The following is a 17,199-nucleotide window of genomic DNA, read 5'->3' as shown; positions in this document are numbered from 1 at the left end:
GGCGACTGATGGCCTATCGCCTGTTTGCCGTACGCGCCGATCGCCTGAACAGTACGCCGTCGCGCAAATCCTGACGCCGACGCGCCCCGAGGACGACCCCGGGAAGAACGCTATTTTGCTGCGGGACGACCCGCCATGATGTGAGTCCCGCTTATGTTTAACACGCTACTTATTGCCAACCGCGGCGCCATCGCCTGCCGAATTCTGCGCACGCTGCGCGATATGCAGGTCAAAGGCGTTGCCGTCTATTCCGATGCCGATCTCAGCAGCCTGCATATTCGCGAAGCCGATGAAGCGATAAGCCTCGGCGACGGCCCGGCGGCGCAAACCTATCTGGTGGTGGATAAAATCATCGCCGCCGCGCGGCAAAGCGGCGCCGAGGCGATCCACCCCGGCTACGGTTTCCTCTCGGAAAATGCCGCCTTCGCCGAAGCCTGCGAAGCCGCCGGGCTGGTATTCGTTGGCCCAACGCCGCAGCAGCTGCGGACGTTTGGCCTTAAGCATACCGCCAGGGCGCTGGCTAAAGCGCAGGGCCTGCCGCTGCTGGAAGGAACCGAGCTGCTGGCCGATAGCGCCGAGGCGTGTCGTGCCGCGCAGGAGATTGGCTATCCGGTGATGCTGAAAAGCACCGCCGGCGGCGGCGGGATCGGCATGCGGGTGTGTCACGATGCCGGCGAGCTGGCGGAGGCTTTTGAGACCGTCCGCCGCCTCGGGCAGAACAACTTTAGCGATGCCGGCGTGTTCGTTGAAAAATATATCTCCCGCGCGCGCCACCTTGAGGTACAGATCTTTGGTGACGGGCAGGGGGAAGTTATCGCCCTGGGCGTGCGCGACTGCTCGATTCAGCGACGTAACCAGAAGGTTATCGAGGAGACGCCGGCCCCCAACCTGCCAGAGGGCATGGCGCAGGCGCTGTGCGAGGCGGCCATCGCCCTGGGCAAGGCGGTCAGCTACCGCAGCGCCGGGACGGTGGAATTTGTTTACGACAGCCAGGCGCAGCGCTTCTATTTTCTCGAGGTCAACACCCGCCTGCAGGTGGAGCACGGCGTGACCGAGCAGGTCTGGGGCGTCGACCTGGTGCGCTGGATGGTCGCCCTGGCGGCGGGGGATTTGCCGCCGCTGTCCCGGCTGATGGCGGATCTGCAGCCGCGCGGCCATGCGATTCAGGCGCGGATCTACGCCGAAGATCCCGGCCGTCAGTTCCAGCCGTCGCCGGGGCTGCTCAGCGAAGCGACCTTCCCGCCGGCGGATGGGCAAACCCTGCGAATTGACCGCTGGGTGGAGGCCGGCTGCGACGTGCCGCCGTTCTTCGACCCGATGCTGGCAAAAACGATCGCCTGGCAGCCCGATCGCGAGCGGGCTATCGCCCGTCTCAGCGAAGCGCTGGCGGCAACCAGGCTGTACGGCGTGGAAACCAATCGTCTCTACCTGCAGCAGATTCTGGCTTTCGCCCCCTTTACCGAGGGCGAACCCTGGACCCGCTGCCTTGAGCAACTGGATTATCAGGCGGCGACCGTCGAGGTGCTGAGCGCCGGGACCCAGACCAGCGTTCAGGACTATCCGGGGCGCCTCGGATACTGGGCGGTGGGGGTTCCGCCGTCGGGGCCGATGGACGAACGGGCGCTGCGCCTCGGCAACCGGCTGCTCGGCAACCCGCAGGGCGAGGCGGCGCTGGAAATCACCCTCAGCGGACCAACGCTTAAGTTTAACTGTCTCGCCGAGGCGGCAATATGCGGCGCGGCGGTGGCGATAACCCTCGACGGCGTGGCCCAGCCGATGAACCGCGTCTTTACTATTCCCGCCGGCGCGACGCTGAAAATCGGCCCGGTCAGCGGCGCGGGGGTGCGCAGCTACCTCTGCCTGCGCGGCGGCATTCAGGTGCCGGACTATTTAGGCAGTAAAAGCACCTTTACCCTCGGCCAGTTTGGCGGTCACGCCGGACGCGCGCTGCGCAGCGGCGACGTTCTGCACCTCGCGCCGACGCCCGGCGCAGAAGCCGGCGCCATGCTCCCGGTTGCGCTGCAGACCCATCTGGACGCGGTGCGGACGCTGCGGGTGATCTACGGCCCCCACGGCGCGCCGGAATTCTTTGCCGCAGAGTATATCGCTACCTTTTTTGCCACCGATTGGGAGGTCCATTTTAACTCCAGCCGTACCGGCGTGCGGCTGATTGGCCCGCAGCCGCTGTGGGCGCGCGACAGCGGCGGTGAGGCGGGGCTGCATCCGTCGAATATTCACGATAATCCCTATGCTGTCGGAGCGGTCGATTTTACCGGTGATATGCCGGTGATCCTCGGCCCGGACGGCCCGAGCCTCGGCGGTTTTGTCTGCCCGGTCACGGTAATTGAGGCCGACCTGTGGCAGCTCGGGCAGCTGAAAGCCGGCGATAAGGTGCGCTTTGCGGCGGTCGATTTAGCCACCGCCCGTCGTCTGGCGCAGGGCCGCCGCGAGGAGCTGGCGACCCTTGAACCTGCGGCTATCGGCTGGCAGCCGGCGCCGCTGGCGTCGCCGGTGGTGATGAGCTGCGGGGAAGGCAGTAAACGCCTGGTGGCGCGGCTCTCCGGCGATACCCATCTGCTGCTGGAGGCCGGAGAGGCCGAGCTGGATCTGGTTCTGCGCTTTCGCATCCACGCGCTGATGCAGACGCTGGAGGCGCAGGCCCGGATGGGGGTCATCGATCTGACGCCAGGGATCCGCTCTTTACAGGTTCACTTCCAGCCGGAAACCCTGACTCTGGAGGCGCTGCTGGCATGGGTGCGCGCGGAATGGGCGACGGTGTGCGTCAGCGACGATCTCGAGGTTCCCACGCGCGTGGTGCACCTGCCGCTGTCGTGGGACGACCCGGCCTGCCGCAAGGCTATTGATAAATATATGACCACCGTTCGCCGCGACGCGCCCTGGTGCCCCAGCAATCTTGAATTTATCCGGCGGATTAACGATCTGCCCGACGACCGTGCGGTCTGGGATACGGTGTTTGACGCCAGCTACCTGGTGATGGGGCTGGGGGATGTCTATCTCGGCGCGCCGGTGGCCACGCCCCTTGACCCGCGCCACCGGCTGGTGACGACCAAATACAACCCGGCGCGCACCTGGACGGCGGAAAACTCGGTCGGGATTGGCGGCGCCTACTTGTGCGTGTATGGCATGGAAGGCCCCGGCGGCTACCAGTTCGTCGGCCGCACCCTGCAAATGTGGAATCGCTATCACGAGGTGGCCGATTTTGCCGGCAAGCCGTGGCTGCTGCGCTTCTTCGACCAGCTGCGCTTCTATCCGGTCTCCGCCGAAGAGCTGCTGCAGATCCGCCGTGATTTTCCGCTCGGCCGCTATCCGCTGCGCATTGAGCACAGCACCCTGCGGCTGGCGGAGTATCAGCAGTTCCTTAAGCGCGAGGCCACGAGCATTGACGCCTTCCGCCAGCACCAGCAGCGGGCGTTTAACGAGGAGCGCGAGCGCTGGATAGCCAGCGGTCAGGCGCATTTCGAGAGCCAGGAGGCGGCGGTTGAAGAGGGCGCAGACGCGCCGCTGCAGAGCGGGCAGCAGGGGGTAGAAAGCCCAATTTCCGGCAACCTGTGGCAGGTGCAAACCGCGCCGGGCAGCCGGGTTCGCGCCGGGGACGTTCTGCTGGTGCTGGAGTCGATGAAAATGGAGATCCCGCTGCTGGCCCCTTGCGATGGGGTGATTGCCGAGGTGAACGTCCAGCCGGGGGCCTCGGTTCGCGCCGGGCAACGGGTGGCGGTAATAATGGAGGAAAACGTATGAATCAGCACAGTTTTGACTTACGCCTGGGCACCCTGGCGACGGGCTATCGCGACGGTCGGCTGACGCCCCGGGCGCTGATGGCGGAGCTGCGCCAGCGCGCCAGCGAACTGAATCCAGAGTATCAGCTGTTTATTCATATTCTGACGGCAGAGGAGCAGGAGCCCTGGCTGGCGGCGCTGGACGGGGTCTCGCCGGAGACCCTGCCGCTGTACGGCGTGCCGTTTGCGATTAAGGATAATATCGATCTCGCCGGGATCGTCACCACCGCCGGGTGTCCGGCGTTCGCCTACACCGCCGAGCGGGACGCGACGATTGTGGCTCAGCTGATTTCGCTGGGCGCGGTTCCGGTCGGTAAAACCAACCTCGACCAGTTTGCCACCGGCCTCAACGGCACGCGCTCGCCGTACGGGCGCTGCCGCAACGCCGTGCACCCAGCGTATCCGTCGGGCGGTTCAAGCGCCGGCTCGGCGCTGGCGGTAGCGCTCGGCGTCGCCAGCTTTGCGCTCGGTACGGATACCGCCGGCAGCGGGCGGGTTCCGGCATCGCTAAACAACCTGGTCGGGCTGAAGGCCAGCAAAGGGCTGATCTCTACCGCCGGCGTGGTGCCGGCCTGCCGGACGCTCGACTGTACGACCTTTTTCAGCGCCACCGCCGCCGAATCGAGCCGGCTGCTGGCGCTGACCGCCGCCGTCGATCCGCGGGATGCCTACAGCCGACGCAATCCGCAGTGGAACGCGGCGCAGGCCTTCGGGGCGCCCGCGCCGGGCTTTCGCTTCGGCGTTCCGCAGACGCTTAACTTCCTCGGCTGCGCGCAGAGTGAAGCGCTGTTTTTACAGGCCAAAGCGCGGCTGCTGGCCCTCGGCGGCGTGGCGGTGAGCATCGATATGGCGCCGTTTCTCGCCGCCGCCAGCCTGCTGTACGACGGGCCGTGGGTAGCGGAGCGCTACGCGGTGGCGGGGCCGCTGATTGAACGGCAGCCGGAGGCGGTCCTGCCGGTGATCCGCGACGTGCTGGCGAAGGCGCCGCAGGCCGACGCGGTCGCCGCCTTTCAGGCGATGTATCAGCTGCAGGCCTATAAGGCGCAGTGTGATGCGCTGCTCGACGGCGTGGAGTGCGTCCTGACGCCGACCTATCCGCGCCCGGTTACTCTGGCGGAGCTGGAAGCCGAGCCGGTAAAGCGCAACGCCGATCTGGGCTATTACACTAACTTTATGAATTTGCTGGACTATGCGGCCGTCAGCGTGCCGACGGGTTTTTTGGCGAACGGCCTGCCTTCCGGCGTGACGCTATTTGGTCGGGCCTTCACCGACCAGTTCCTACTCGGGCTGGCCGATGCCTTCCAGCGGGTGCAGCCGCTGCCGTTGGTCGGCGGGGCGCAGATCGCCCCTGAGCCGCCTGCGGTTAACGCCTGCCACGATCGCCAGGCGCTGGTGGTCTGCGGCGCGCATCTCGATGGGCTGGCGCTAAACGGACAGCTACGGGAGCGGGGCGGACGCCTGCTGGCGGCGACGGAAAGCGCGGCCTGCTATCGCCTCTACGCGCTGGCCGACGGCAGGCGTCCGGGGATGGTGCGGGACGAAAACGGCGGGGCGGCCATTGCGGTGGAGGTGTGGGAGCTGCCCTCCGCGGAGCTGGGATCGCTCCTGGCGGCGATCCCAGCTCCGCTAGGATTAGGTAAAGTGGAGCTGGCGGACGGGCGCTGGCTCAGCGGCTTTATCTGCGAGGGGTACGGCCTGCAGGGGGCGACCGATATTACAGCCTACGGCGGATGGCGGGCCTGGCTGGCGCGCTAGACAACCTGTTGCCCCTGCCAGAGCGGCGCAGGGGCAACGTTAAGTGACGGCGTCACACAATATGAGGGAGCGCGTCCCCCGCGCGCGTTGCTCACATGCTGAAACATTTCTGCCAATTCATTAGCAACCTTTCCTTAGGGCTCCTGCGCCGATAAGGCTATCCTTCCCCGCTTTTAATTTTTTGCTTCTTATTGAAACTCAGGTGAATTACCGCCAATGACTCTATTGAGAGATGAAATTCGCGATCACTCAGCGGAAGAGATGCTGTTTATTCGCCGGGCCGTGGTGGCTTTTATCCTGGTGGTGGTCTGCTTTAGCATACTGATCGTCAACCTCTATCGCCTCCAGGTCAGGCAGCACGATTTCTATCAGACCCGCTCGAACCAAAACGATATCAAAATGCTGCCTATCGCGCCGAGCCGCGGGTTGATATTCGACCGCAACGGCGTTCCGCTGGTCCAGAACATCACCCTCTATCGCCTGCAGGTGATCCCCAGCAAGATCGCCGACATGAAGGCGCTGCTGCAGCAGCTGACACCGGTCGTTGATTTAACCCCCGATGATATCGCCGGCTTCCGCGACGATATGCTGCACAACAGCCGCTACAAAGAGGTGACGCTAAAATCCGCGCTCAGCGACGTCGAAGTGGCGCGCTTTGCGGTCAACGAATTCCGTTTCCCCGGCGTAACCGTGGAGAACTACCAGCAGCGCGATTACCCTTACGGCGCCGAGCTGGCGCACGTTGTCGGCTACGTCTCGAAAATTAACGATAGCGATCTGCAGCGGCTGGCCAAAAACGGCGAGGCCGAGAACTATGCCGCCGATCGCAATATCGGCAAGCAGGGCATTGAGGGCTATTACGAACAGGAGCTGCACGGTACCACCGGCTACCAGGAGGTCGAGGTGGATAACCACGGGCGGGTGGTGCGCCTGCTGAAAGAGGTGCCACCGGTCGCCGGCAAAAATATCTATCTGACGCTCGATCTGCACCTGCAGCAGTACATTGAATCGGTGCTCAAGGGGCAGCGTGCGGCGGTGGTGGCGGTCGACCCGCGCGACGGCGGGGTGCTGGCGATGGTTTCCAGCCCGAGCTACGATCCCAACCCCTTTGTGAAAGGCATTGGCTATAAGGCTTACCGTTCGCTGCTCGATAACGCCGACCGGCCGCTGATCAACCGCGTCACCCAGGGGCTCTACCCGCCGGCGTCGACGGTTAAACCCTATATGGCGCTCTCGGCGCTCTCGGCCGGGGTGATTACGCCCACCACCACCTTCTTCGGCGCGCCGACCTGGACGCTGCCCGGCACCCAGCGTCGCTACCGCGACTGGCTGAAAACCGGCCACGGCATGCTCAACGTTACCAAGGCCATTGAAGAGTCGGCGGATACCTTCTTCTATCAGGTGGCCTTTGAGATGGGGATCGACCGGATTCACACCTGGCTGAGCAAGTTTGGCTACGGCCAGCCGACCGGGATCGATCTCAATGAAGAGTATTCGGGGGTGCTACCGAGCCGCGAATGGAAGCAGCGGATTCATAAGAAACCGTGGTATCAAGGGGATACTATCTCGGTCGGTATCGGCCAGGGCTACTGGATTGCCACCCCGATTCAGATGGTGAAAGCGCTGACGACGCTGATCAACAACGGCAAGGTGAAGAACCCGCATCTGCTCCACTCCATGAAGCGCGGCAATAAGGTTGAGCGCTATCAGCCGCCGCAAAACGCGCCGCAGGTGGGCGATCCGAAATCGCCGTACTGGGGGATTGTGCGCAACGGGATGTACGGCATGGCCAATCTGCCAAACGGCACCGGCTACAAACTGTTCCACACCGCGCCGTATCAGATCGCCGCGAAGTCCGGCACCTCTCAGGTCTTCAGCCTGAAGGAGAACCAGACCTACAATGCGAAAATGATCCCGGTCAGGCTGCGTGACCACATTTTCTATACCCTGTTTGCCCCGTATCAGCATCCGCGGGTGGCGATGGCGCTGATCCTTGAGAACGGCGGCGGCGACGGCGTGGTGGCAGGACCTACGGCGCGCGCCATTCTTGATCATATCTTCGACCCGGCTAACGCGCCGGCGGCGGCAGAGGGCGGCGCGCAGGCTAACGTCCCTCAGGTCGATAGCGTCGACGCGCAGTAGGACAGGGCCCGGCCGCTGCGGCGGTCGGGCACGCCTTCAGGCGGTAAAGCCACCGTCAACTTTGAGTCCGGCGCCGTTAACGTAGGAGGAGCCGGGCCCGGCAAGCCAGCTCACCAGGTTTGCCACTTCCTCCGGGTTGCCGAGCCGTTTTTGTGGGTTCGCGTCGCGCAGCCACTGGCCGATAGCGCCGGTGCCCGGCGTCATATCGCTGATAACCGGCCCGGGCTGGACGTCATTCACCGTAATGCCGCGTTCGGCTAAATCCCACGCCAGCCCCCTGACCATGCGCGCCACCGCCGCTTTGGTCAAACCGTAGACCGTTGAGCCCGGCGCTCCGGCTTTTTCGGCGGCAATGCTGCCGGTGGTGATAATGCGCCCGCCGCGGCGCAGATGGGCCAGGGCGGCCTTCACCGCCACGAACGGGCCGCGAACGTTGACAGCATACATGCGGTCAAAATCGCTCAGCGAAAAGTCGTCAACGGTGCCGGTTTTCAACATGCCGGCGTTGTACACCAGGATATCCAGCCCGCCGAGGAGCGCTGCCGCGCGATTGACGGCTTCGGCGAGCGCGGCCGGGTCGGCGCTGTCGGCCTGCAGAGCCTGCACGTTGTTCCCCACCCGCTGAAAATCCGCCAGCCGCTGCTCAACCTGCGCGGAAGGGGTAATCCACGTAAAGACGACCGCGGCGCCGTCGGTGGCCAGCTTCTCTACGATGGCGGCGCCAATACCGCGTGAACCGCCAATGACCAGCGCCGTTTTGCCGCTGAGTGTTGCTTTTTTCATCGCTTACTCCTTTCTGGATTGATTAGTCCAGAATTAGGCCAAAAAAAGCTCCCCGCAGGGGAGCGGTTACAGATTCCTCAGGGCGATATCGATGGTTTGTCGCAGGCTTTCCGCCGGCGCGCCGGCGCGGGCGCTGACTTTCAGACCGTTCAACAGGGTGCCCAGATAGCGGGCCGTGGCGTCCGGCGCAAGATGAGTGTCTATCTCGCCGCTTTGTTGCCCCTGATGGATCCGCGCCTCCAGCGCTGCCAGCAAGCGCCGCGAGGCCAACTCGCCAGTGGCCACGATTTCCGGGTCGCTGACGCCAAATTCGCAGATCGCGCTGACGCCAAGGCAGCCCTCTTCACCCGGACGCCGGGCGAACGTCACCAGCGCATGGGCCAGCGCCGCCTTTGCCGACGTCACCTGCGCCATGCTGCGGATAATGTCGCTCACGCTATCGTCGGTATAGCGCGAGAGCGCCCGCAGATAGAGCTGACGTTTGTCGCCAAAGGTGTCATAGAGGCTCTGACGGCTAATGCCCATCGCTTTGAGCAGGGTATCGGTAGAGGCTCCGCTGAATCCGCGATCGGCAAATACCTTAATCGCCTGCTCCAGCACCTCGTGTTCATCGAATGCTTTATTTCTCGCCATAGCCGCCACTGTAGTTCTTTCCGGACTGAACGGTCAAGAATGATTCTTTGCCGTTTTGTGCGACTCCGGTTGAGGTAGGCCATCCGCCACCTTTATTCCCGCACGGCGTGACTCATAGATATTGGTTATTTGCCGAAACCGCCGCTTTTCTCCATAGTGAAGCGTGGGGTAAGCATTGAGGGAAAAGGTAATGGCATTGAGAAACAAGCTGCTTATTGTGCAGACCGGCACGCCGCCGCAGGAGATTATCGCCGATCACGGCGACCTGCCGCGATGGTTCACCGACCTGCTGGCGCCGTGGCGGGAGCAAATCAGCGCGGTGCGCGTATTTGCCGGCGAGCCGCTTCCGGCACCGAATAATGATACGGTGGCGGTGATCACCGGCTCCTGGGATATGGTGACGGATCGCCTGGCGTGGAGCGAGATGACCGCGGAGTGGATCCGCGCCGCGATGACCATCGAGATGCCGTTGTTTGGCGTCTGCTACGGTCATCAGCTGATGGCCCACGCGCTGGGCGGCGAGGTAGATTACCATCCGGCCGGGCGCGAAACCGGGAGCAAAACTATTTCGCTCTCGGCCGCTGGCCTTGACGATAGCCTGATTGCCGACCATCCCGAGCCCTTCAGCGCCCACCTGACGCACCTGCAAACGGTGACCAAACTGCCGCAGGGAGCGACGGTGCTGGCTTCGTCCGAGCACGATCCGCATCAGATCGTTCGCTACGGCGCCCACGCGCTGTCGACCCAGTTCCACCCCGAAATCACCCCGGAGATTGCCCGCTCGCTGATTTACTACCGCCAGGCGGTGCTGCGCAGTGAGGGGATTGACCCGGACAGGCTGAGCGGTGCGGTGGAGGAGAGTCCGGTGGCCTCGGCGATTTTGACCCGCTTTGTCGCTCGCTATCTGACCTCGGATCGCCCAACGGCTTAAGCCTGCGGCGCTTTCTCCTGCAGCCAGGCCGCCGTTTCGCGAAGAATTTCGTCCGAGAGCGCCGGATCGCTGGTCATTCGCGCCAGAATCACCGCCCCGACCATCGCCGACCAGCTGCCGACGGCCGCGCGGCGCTTCGCCGCGTCATCTTCCCCGTTAACGGTCTTGCTCAGATTGGCTATCTGCTGCTTCAGCCCGGCGGTCATTTCGCTCCGGGCCGGCTCTGACTGGCGGATGGTGTCGGCAGCCAGCGCCGCCAGCGGGCAGCCGCTGGCAAAGTTGTCCCGATGCTCAGGGGAGAGGTAGCGTTCGATTTGCGGCGCGCTGCCGTTTTCAACGGCGCCGGTCGCCGCCTGCAGCTCCGCCAGGGTCAGGGCGATCAGCTCATCCTTCGATTTGAAGTAGCCGTAAAATCCGCCGTGGGTAAGACCCGCTGATTTCATGATATCGGTGACCGTGACCGCATCAAAACCCCGCTCGCGAAACAGACGACCGGCGGCGGCAAGGATTGTCTGCTTATTCTCTTCGACCTGTTTTCTGCTCACTCTCATGGCGTTATTCCGCGCTGAAAATTATTTATGATAACCATCATATAACATTATTTACAGCATACCCAGCCTGTGACATTATTCATGATAATCATCATGTATAAATCCAGGAGAGTACAGAATGAGCAGCAAATCAGCCGTACTGGTAACCGGCGCATCGACCGGGATTGGCGCAGTCTACGCCGAACGCTTTGCCCAACGCGGCCACGATCTGGTTCTCGTCGCGCGCAATACCGAACGCCTTACCGCGCTGGCCCAGCGTCTGCGCAGCGAGACCGGGGTGCAGGTGGACATTTTAGCCGCCGATCTGACGAACAATGACGACATTGCCGCCGTCGAGCAGCGTCTGCAGGAAGATACGCGCATCGGCGTGCTGATCAACAATGCCGGCACCTCTATTCCCGGCGACTTCCTCAGCCAAAGCAGCGAGGAGATCGCCCGGCTGATTGCCCTCAACGTGACGGCGGTGACCCGGCTGGCTCATGCTATCGCGCCCCGACTGGCGGCCGCGGGCGAAGGGACGATAGTCAACATTGCCTCGGTGGTCGGACTGGCACCGGAAATGGGCCTGACCGTGTATGGCGCAACCAAAGCCTTTGTGCTGTTTCTCTCTCAGGGCCTCAACGTCGAGCTGGCCGCCAGGGGCGTCTACGTCCAGGCGGTGCTGCCGGCGGCGACCCGCACCGAGATTTGGCAGCATAGCGGCAAAGATGTTGATGCCATTCCCGGCGTGATGGCGGTGGATAAGCTGGTGGATGCGGCGTTGGCGGGTTTCGATCGCCGTGAATTTGTCACCATTCCGCCGCTGCACGATGAAGCGCAGTGGAACGCTCTCAATGCGGCGCGCCTGACGATGCTGCCCGGTTTTGCGCAGTCGGAACCGGCGCCGCGCTATCTCTCCCTCGGCTAAAACGCCGTTACGGCCTTTTTTCCTTCGCCTCTTGTCGCGACTTTTGTATCACCGTGTATCAGAGCCGTCCGGCGATACAGGGTGCGACAAAATGGTCTTGTCTGACGTATAGAGCAGATACATCGCCGTGTTTTGCTGTGTACGTCATTCAACCCACAAGAGGCATTCTGATGAACATCACACCTTTCACCCGTCATTGTGCGGCGCTGGCGCTGGCCGCCTCAGCGCTGGTCTCCGCAAGCGTTTGTGCTGCAGAAGATAGCGGCGGCTTTAACACCATACGGCAAATCAACGCCGGCGATCTGAATATCGGTTATGTCGATATCGGGCCGCGCGATGGTCAGGCGGTTATCCTCCTACACGGCTGGCCGTACGATATTCAAAGCTATGCTCGCGTCGCACCGGCGCTGGCGCAAAAAGGGTTTCGGGTGATTGTGCCGTATCTGCGCGGCTATGGCACCACGCGCTTTCTCTCGCCGGAGACGCCGCGTAACGGCCAGCCTTCCGCCATGGCGGCCGACATCGTGCATCTAATGGACGCCTTAAAAATCAAACATGCCGACATCGCCGGGTTTGACTGGGGCGCGCGCACGGCGGATATCGTTGCCGCGCTGTGGCCGGAGCGGGTGAAGTCGCTGGTTTCGGTGAGCGGGTATCTGATTAGCAGCCAGCAGATTGGCGCAAAACCGCTGCTGCCGCAGGCGGAGCTGTCGTGGTGGTATCAGTTCTACTTCGCCACCGAGCGCGGCCAGCAGGGCTACCGTCAGAACACTCATGACTTCGCAAAGCTGATCTGGCGCCAGGCCTCTCCTGGCTGGAAGTTTAGCGATGGCGCGTTTGAGAAAAGCGCCCGGGCGCTGGATAACCCGGATCACGTTGCCGTGACTATCAGCAACTATCGCTGGCGGCTGGGTATTGAGAAGGGCGAACAGAAGTACGCCGCCTATGAGCAAAAGCTGGCGCAGCTGCCCGCCATCAGCGTCCCGACCATCACTATCGAAGGTGACAATAACGGCGCGCCGCATCCGGCGGCGGCAAGCTACCGAGCGAAATTTAGCGGCAGATATCAACACCGCGATTTTACGGGCAATATCGGACACAATCCGCCGCAGGAGGATCCGACTCATTTCGTGCAGGCGGTAGTTGATGCCGACCGCCTGTAGGCCGGGCGCCGGGAAGTGTGGTTTGCGCTTCCGGCGCCAGCGCATATTCTTTTTGAGTTGAATCCATTCTTAGCGGAGCCTGCAGTGGAACATATTGACCATATTTTGGTTGTCGATGACGATCGCGACATTCGCGAGCTGGTCACCACCTATCTGAATAAATCGGGATATCGGGCGACCGGGGCGGCCAACGGCAAGGCGATGTGGGCGGTCCTGCAGGCCCACCAGGTGGATCTGATCGTGCTGGATATTATGCTGCCCGGCGACGACGGACTGGTTCTCTGCCGCCAGCTCCGCGGCGGGCGGCAGGACATTCCGGTGCTGATGCTGACCGCCCGCACCGACGACAGCGACCGGATACTCGGCCTCGAGATGGGGGCTGACGACTATCTGGTGAAGCCTTTTGTCGCCCGCGAGCTGCTGGCGCGGATTAAGGCCATTTTACGCCGCACGCGGGCGCTGCCGCCCAATCTGCAAATTACCGAGGCCGGTCGGCTTATCGCTTTCGGCAGCTGGCTGCTGGACACCTCCGCGCGCCATCTGCTGGACGACAGCGGTACCCTCGTTGCGTTGAGCGGTGCGGAATACCGCCTGCTGCGGGTGTTTCTCGACCATCCGCAGCGGGTGATGAACCGCGACCAGCTGCTGAATTTGACTCAGGGCCGTGATGCGGAGCTGTTTGAGCGCTCCATCGACCTGCTGGTCAGCCGCCTGCGCCAGCGGCTGCGTGAAGACGCGCGCGAGCCGGCCTATATCAAAACCGTGCGCAGCGAAGGCTACGTGCTCTCCGTGCCGGTCTCTATTCGCGAGGCGCGCGAGTGAAGCTCTGGCCCGGCTCGCTGCAGTCCCGGCTGATGCTGATGATTTTCTTTGCCTTACTGCTGGCTAACGCGCTCACCTTTTCGCTGCTGTTCTATGAACGGATGAGCAGCGCCCGCAGCGTGATGCTGGGCAACCTGCAGTACGATGTTGCCACCAGCGTGGCGATTCTTGACCGACTGCCGGCCGCCGAGCGCCCGCAGTGGCTGGCCCGGCTGGCGCGCGGCAACTACCGCTACCGGCTGGCGGCAGGCGAAAGCGGGGTCTATCCTACTAGCTGGCGCTCCCGCGACGCGGTGCGCTCGCTGCAGGAGACCCTGAGCGGCCGCTATCCGCTGAGCATCATCGCCGTACCCGGCCCGCGGGAGCATATTCAGGCCCACATCACTCTCCACGACGGCGCGCCGCTGAGCATCGACCTATGGCCGCGCCTGCCGGTGATTGCCCGTTGGCTGCCGGCAGTGCTGCTTATCCAGTTTTTGCTGCTGCTGTTTTGCGCCTGGTACGCGGTTCGCCAGGTGGTGCGCCCGATGACCCGTTTTACCCGCGCCATTGACGCCCTCGAGCCGACGACAAACGCCCCCGGTACCCTGGCGGAGAAGGGGCCCGTGGAGGTGCAGCATGCCGCCCGCGCCTTTAACGCCATGCAGACGCGGATCCACGATCATCTCGAGGAGCGGGCGCGGATCCTCGCGGCGATTTCTCACGACCTGCAAACGCCTATTACGCGGATGAAGCTGCGGGTTGAAATGGCGGATCTGCCGGAGTTGCGCGACAAGCTGCTGCAGGACCTTGATAACATGACCCGCCTGGTCAGGGAGGGGATCGCCTTTGCCCGCTCGGCTCAGCCGCTGGAGGAGAAGCGCCAGCGGATGAGCCTGAATGCATTCCTCGACAGCATTGCCTGCGATTATGCCGACGTCGGCCGTCCGGTCATTTTTCAGCCCACCGCGGGCGCCGATACGCTGCTGATCCAGCCCCAGGCGCTGAAGCGCATCATGACTAACCTTATTGATAACGGACTGAAGTTCGGCGATAGCGTAGAAATCACCCTCGAATTTCGGGCAAACGGCGACGTTTGTATTGAGGTGCGGGACGACGGGCCCGGGATCCCGGAGGAGGCGCTGGAGGCTGTGCTGCAGCCGTTCTATCGCCTGGAGAACTCCCGCAACCGCGATAGCGGTGGAACCGGCTTAGGGCTGGCTATCGCCGCTCAGCTGGCGGCGCAGATGCAGGGGAAGCTGCTGTTACGCAACGGCGAGCGGGGCGGGCTTGCGGCTTCTCTTATTCTCGATGCCGGGGCTTTGTATGCTTGTGTATCTGACGCCGTCGCCGACAACCTGGCAGACAAAACCCCCTAGTTCCCGACACGTTGCCCATACATTCGCCTGTTGTAATGCGTTTGCTGCCGCCGTTGGCCGCTATCGCACGACGAGGAGAATGATTATGTCCGTCCTGATTGCTTTTTTTGCCGGCATGCTGACGCTGCTGAGCCCCTGTACCTTACCGGTTATCCCGCTTATTTTCGCAAACGTTCGCGGCAGACCGGGCCATCTGGCGCTGATGCTCTGTGGGATGGTGCTGATGTTTACCGGCGTGTCGCTGCTGGTCACGGTGGCGAATGAGCAGGTGGTGAGCCTGACCATCGCCGGGCGCTGGCTGGCGCTGATGTTCCTCGCAGCGGTGGGCCTGAGCCTGCTGTCGACGCGCGTCGCGCAGCGCCTGACGTCGCCGCTGGTGGCGCTGGGGAACCGCCTCAACGACCACAGCTACCGCCGCAGCGCAGGCGCCGCGGCGCTGTTCGCCGGTCTCGCCATCGGCCTGCTGTGGGCGCCCTGCGCCGGGCCGGTACTTGGGGCGATCCTGAGCCTCGCCGTTGTGAGCGCCAGCCCGGCAACGACCGGCCTGCTGCTGGCCGCCTACGGCAGCGGCTGCGCGCTGATGCTGGCGCTGCTGCGGCTGTTTGGCTCACGTTTGGCTGCCCGCCTGCGTAGCGGGCTGGCCTTAACCCAGCGCCTGCGCCAGCTTGCCGGTGCTGGTATTCTGGCTTCGGTGGCGCTGATCGCCAGCGGCGCGGATAGCTATCTGCAGGGCGCCAGCAGCCTGACCAATCGCCTTGAACAGCGGCTGAGCGCCGCGCTGCCGCAGCCGCCGCAAAAAACCGTTCTGCGGCCGATCGTCGCCGCACAGCCAACCAGCGCAATGCCCTCCCTGGCCGGGGGAACGGCGTGGATTAACTCCGGGCCGCTGAACGGGGAAGCGCTGAAGGGGAAGGTGGTACTCATCGATTTCTGGACCCGGGATTGCATTAACTGCCAGCATACCCTGCCGTACGTGCGCGACTGGGCGAATAAGTATCGCGGGCAGGGGCTGGTGACGATCGGCGTGCATACCCCGGAGTATCCGTGGGAGCGCTCGCTCCCGGCGCTGCGGGAGGCGGTGGCGAAATGGCGGCTGCCGTATCCGGTGGTGGCGGATAATACCTACGCCATCTGGAACGCCTTCGGCAACCGCTACTGGCCTGCGCACTACATCTTTGATGCCCGCGGCCAGCTGCGCTACACCGCCTTTGGCGAAGGGGATTACGCTCGCCAGGAGCTGGTTATCCAGCAGCTATTGCGCGAGGCGAGAACCTGAATTAAACCGCAGACGACACGCCGCCGGTAATGGATAAGTGACATTGTCACCTAGAGGTTAGTCCGCTCAGCGCCGCCCAGACCCCGCTGAGGCTGTGGCTTACAAACATCACCTGCCACGCAATGGCCGCCGCATCGAGCGCAGCGATGGCCCTGGATCGCATCAGGCACGGGCTTTCAAACATCACCAGCGGAAGCGGTTCGCCCGCGGCCAGCAGGGCGGCGACGTCGAGGTCCGGATGATAAATCCACTCCAGCGGGCACTGACCTAAGGTTTGCCCGGCGTTGCCGGCTTGCCACAGCAGCGCCATATCCAGCGCGCACTCCGCCAGCGCCTGACGCAGGGGAAGATTGCGGCCCCCCCTGGCGACGATCCGCAACTGCGGGTGGTGGCGCTTAAACTGGCCGCGGATCCCCGGCATCAGGGATTCGCCAAAATCCTCCTGCATCCCGATGCGGATTTCGCCGCTCAGCCGTTCACCTTTGAGGGCGCCCAGGGTCTCATCGTTGAGCTCCAGCAGGCGCCGGGCATAGCCCATCAGCTTTTCACCCTCGGCGGTGAGCGCCAGGTGGCGGCCCTGTTTCATCACCAGCCCGGCGTCGCACTGCATCTCCAGCTTCTTAAGCTGAGCGCTGACCGCCGAGGTGGAGCGCGACAGGCGCATCGCCGCCTGGGCAAAGCTGCCGCGTTCGATCCCGGTCACAAAGGTGCGTAGCGCATCGAGATCCAGCGCTGGCGGCATGAGCTTTCCATAATCATCCTCTTATTCAGGATGATGACTCCTGAATTATTCGATTTTCGGGAAGGTACTGTGGCACCACACTGGCCCCAACGTCAACATTCCCCTCGGAGTGACCATGATCGTTATGCAATATCGTTTTACGCTGCCCGCCGACTACGATATATCGATTATTGAGCGCCGCATTGGCGACGGCGGCGCGAGGAGAGGCGTAAAAATAAATATCCTCCGGCATAGCCGGAGGTTTTTCATATGCGCCTATAAGGCTCTGTTACCAGCCGCGCCCTAACAGGCGCATAGCAATCTGACATTTGCATCTATGGATTACTTACGGCCCGTAAA

12 protein-coding genes and 2 pseudogenes are annotated in these 17,199 nt (G+C 63.1%); 10 read left to right on the top strand and 4 right to left on the bottom strand.

Going from position 1 to position 17,199, the window contains the following annotated elements:
• The first annotated feature begins 153 nt into the window (after positions 1 to 153).
• From uca to mrdA, 3 genes are all read left to right on the top strand, one after another.
• On the top strand, positions 154 to 3,759 hold the full coding sequence (uca, locus tag GVK32_RS24725) for an urea carboxylase (protein ID WP_159873064.1): 3,606 nt from the start codon (positions 154 to 156) through the stop codon (positions 3,757 to 3,759).
• Positions 3,756 to 5,552, top strand: coding sequence for an allophanate hydrolase (gene atzF / locus GVK32_RS24720; RefSeq protein ID WP_159873062.1), 1,797 nt, complete (start codon positions 3,756 to 3,758; stop codon positions 5,550 to 5,552). Before uca ends, atzF begins: the two co-directional genes overlap by 4 nt.
• Positions 5,553 to 5,768: 216 nt before the next feature.
• Complete coding sequence (gene mrdA, locus GVK32_RS24715; RefSeq protein ID WP_200842938.1) at positions 5,769 to 7,694, top strand: penicillin-binding protein 2; 1,926 nt, start codon at positions 5,769 to 5,771, stop codon at positions 7,692 to 7,694.
• A gap of 36 nt (positions 7,695 to 7,730) precedes the next feature.
• Here the strand turns inward: mrdA and GVK32_RS24710 are convergent, their stop codons facing one another.
• Positions 7,731 to 8,477: an SDR family NAD(P)-dependent oxidoreductase gene (locus GVK32_RS24710; RefSeq protein WP_159873060.1), complete on the bottom strand. Its 747-nt coding sequence runs from the start codon at positions 8,475 to 8,477 to the stop codon at positions 7,731 to 7,733.
• Positions 8,478 to 8,543: 66 nt separating this feature from the next.
• A complete protein-coding gene (locus tag GVK32_RS24705; protein ID WP_159873058.1) occupies positions 8,544 to 9,110 on the bottom strand; it encodes a TetR/AcrR family transcriptional regulator in 567 nt (188 codons plus the stop codon).
• A gap of 190 nt (positions 9,111 to 9,300) precedes the next feature.
• Here GVK32_RS24705 and GVK32_RS24700 point away from each other — a divergent pair, with 190 nt between their 5' ends.
• Positions 9,301 to 10,041 carry a glutamine amidotransferase gene (locus GVK32_RS24700; protein ID WP_159873056.1) on the top strand — a complete coding sequence of 247 codons (741 nt, stop codon included), beginning with the start codon at positions 9,301 to 9,303 and terminating at the stop codon, positions 10,039 to 10,041.
• On the opposite strand, the gene GVK32_RS24695 is transcribed toward GVK32_RS24700, so the two are convergent.
• Complete coding sequence (locus tag GVK32_RS24695) at positions 10,038 to 10,592, bottom strand: TetR/AcrR family transcriptional regulator (RefSeq protein WP_159873054.1); 555 nt, start codon at positions 10,590 to 10,592, stop codon at positions 10,038 to 10,040. The genes GVK32_RS24700 and GVK32_RS24695 overlap by 4 nt on opposite strands.
• A gap of 118 nt (positions 10,593 to 10,710) precedes the next feature.
• On the opposite strand from GVK32_RS24695, the gene GVK32_RS24690 reads away from it, so the two are divergent.
• The 5 genes from GVK32_RS24690 to GVK32_RS24670 all read left to right on the top strand — a co-directional run bounded on the left by GVK32_RS24690 (position 10,711) and on the right by GVK32_RS24670 (position 16,118).
• Positions 10,711 to 11,499, top strand: coding sequence for an SDR family oxidoreductase (locus GVK32_RS24690; protein WP_159873052.1), 789 nt, complete (start codon positions 10,711 to 10,713; stop codon positions 11,497 to 11,499).
• Positions 11,500 to 11,669: 170 nt separating this feature from the next.
• Positions 11,670 to 12,662, top strand: coding sequence for an alpha/beta fold hydrolase (locus tag GVK32_RS24685; RefSeq protein ID WP_159873050.1), 993 nt, complete (start codon positions 11,670 to 11,672; stop codon positions 12,660 to 12,662).
• A gap of 84 nt (positions 12,663 to 12,746) precedes the next feature.
• On the top strand, positions 12,747 to 13,484 hold the full coding sequence (locus GVK32_RS24680) for a response regulator (RefSeq protein ID WP_159873048.1): 738 nt from the start codon (positions 12,747 to 12,749) through the stop codon (positions 13,482 to 13,484).
• Positions 13,481 to 14,842 carry an ATP-binding protein gene (locus GVK32_RS24675; RefSeq protein ID WP_159873046.1) on the top strand — a complete coding sequence of 454 codons (1,362 nt, stop codon included), beginning with the start codon at positions 13,481 to 13,483 and terminating at the stop codon, positions 14,840 to 14,842. Before GVK32_RS24680 ends, GVK32_RS24675 begins: the two co-directional genes overlap by 4 nt.
• A gap of 85 nt (positions 14,843 to 14,927) precedes the next feature.
• The gene (locus GVK32_RS24670) at positions 14,928 to 16,118 is read left to right on the top strand and encodes a cytochrome c biogenesis protein/redoxin (RefSeq protein ID WP_159873044.1); all 1,191 of its coding nucleotides are present in this window, start codon (positions 14,928 to 14,930) and stop codon (positions 16,116 to 16,118) included.
• Between the two features lie 49 nt (positions 16,119 to 16,167).
• On the opposite strand, the pseudogene GVK32_RS24665 reads toward GVK32_RS24670, so the two are convergent.
• Positions 16,168 to 16,860: pseudogene (locus tag GVK32_RS24665) on the bottom strand (LysR family transcriptional regulator); the annotation flags it as partial.
• Positions 16,861 to 16,975: 115 nt separating this feature from the next.
• Here GVK32_RS24665 and GVK32_RS28970 point away from each other — a divergent pair.
• Positions 16,976 to 17,062, top strand: a pseudogene (locus tag GVK32_RS28970) (DUF4865 family protein); the annotation flags it as partial.
• Positions 17,063 to 17,199 lie beyond the last annotated feature (137 nt).

Source organism: Klebsiella sp. 18074, from assembly GCF_902705905.1.
GTDB lineage: Bacteria > Pseudomonadota > Gammaproteobacteria > Enterobacterales > Enterobacteriaceae > Klebsiella > Klebsiella terrigena.
The sequence above is the reverse complement of the archived record's forward strand: the minus strand, read 5'-3'. Positions and strand labels throughout refer to the sequence as shown.

Coding starts and splice junctions, on each gene's coding strand:
- GVK32_RS24690 (WP_159873052.1), top strand. CDS start 10,711: ATGAGCAGCAAATCAGCCGTACTGGTAACCGGCGCATCGACCGGGATT.
- GVK32_RS24705 (WP_159873058.1), bottom strand. CDS start 9,110: ATGGCGAGAAATAAAGCATTCGATGAACACGAGGTGCTGGAGCAGGCG.
- GVK32_RS24695 (WP_159873054.1), bottom strand. CDS start 10,592: ATGAGAGTGAGCAGAAAACAGGTCGAAGAGAATAAGCAGACAATCCTT.
- mrdA (WP_200842938.1), top strand. CDS start 5,769: ATGACTCTATTGAGAGATGAAATTCGCGATCACTCAGCGGAAGAGATG.
- GVK32_RS24710 (WP_159873060.1), bottom strand. CDS start 8,477: ATGAAAAAAGCAACACTCAGCGGCAAAACGGCGCTGGTCATTGGCGGT.
- atzF (WP_159873062.1), top strand. CDS start 3,756: ATGAATCAGCACAGTTTTGACTTACGCCTGGGCACCCTGGCGACGGGC.
- GVK32_RS24670 (WP_159873044.1), top strand. CDS start 14,928: ATGTCCGTCCTGATTGCTTTTTTTGCCGGCATGCTGACGCTGCTGAGC.
- GVK32_RS24685 (WP_159873050.1), top strand. CDS start 11,670: ATGAACATCACACCTTTCACCCGTCATTGTGCGGCGCTGGCGCTGGCC.
- uca (WP_159873064.1), top strand. CDS start 154: ATGTTTAACACGCTACTTATTGCCAACCGCGGCGCCATCGCCTGCCGA.
- GVK32_RS24700 (WP_159873056.1), top strand. CDS start 9,301: ATGGCATTGAGAAACAAGCTGCTTATTGTGCAGACCGGCACGCCGCCG.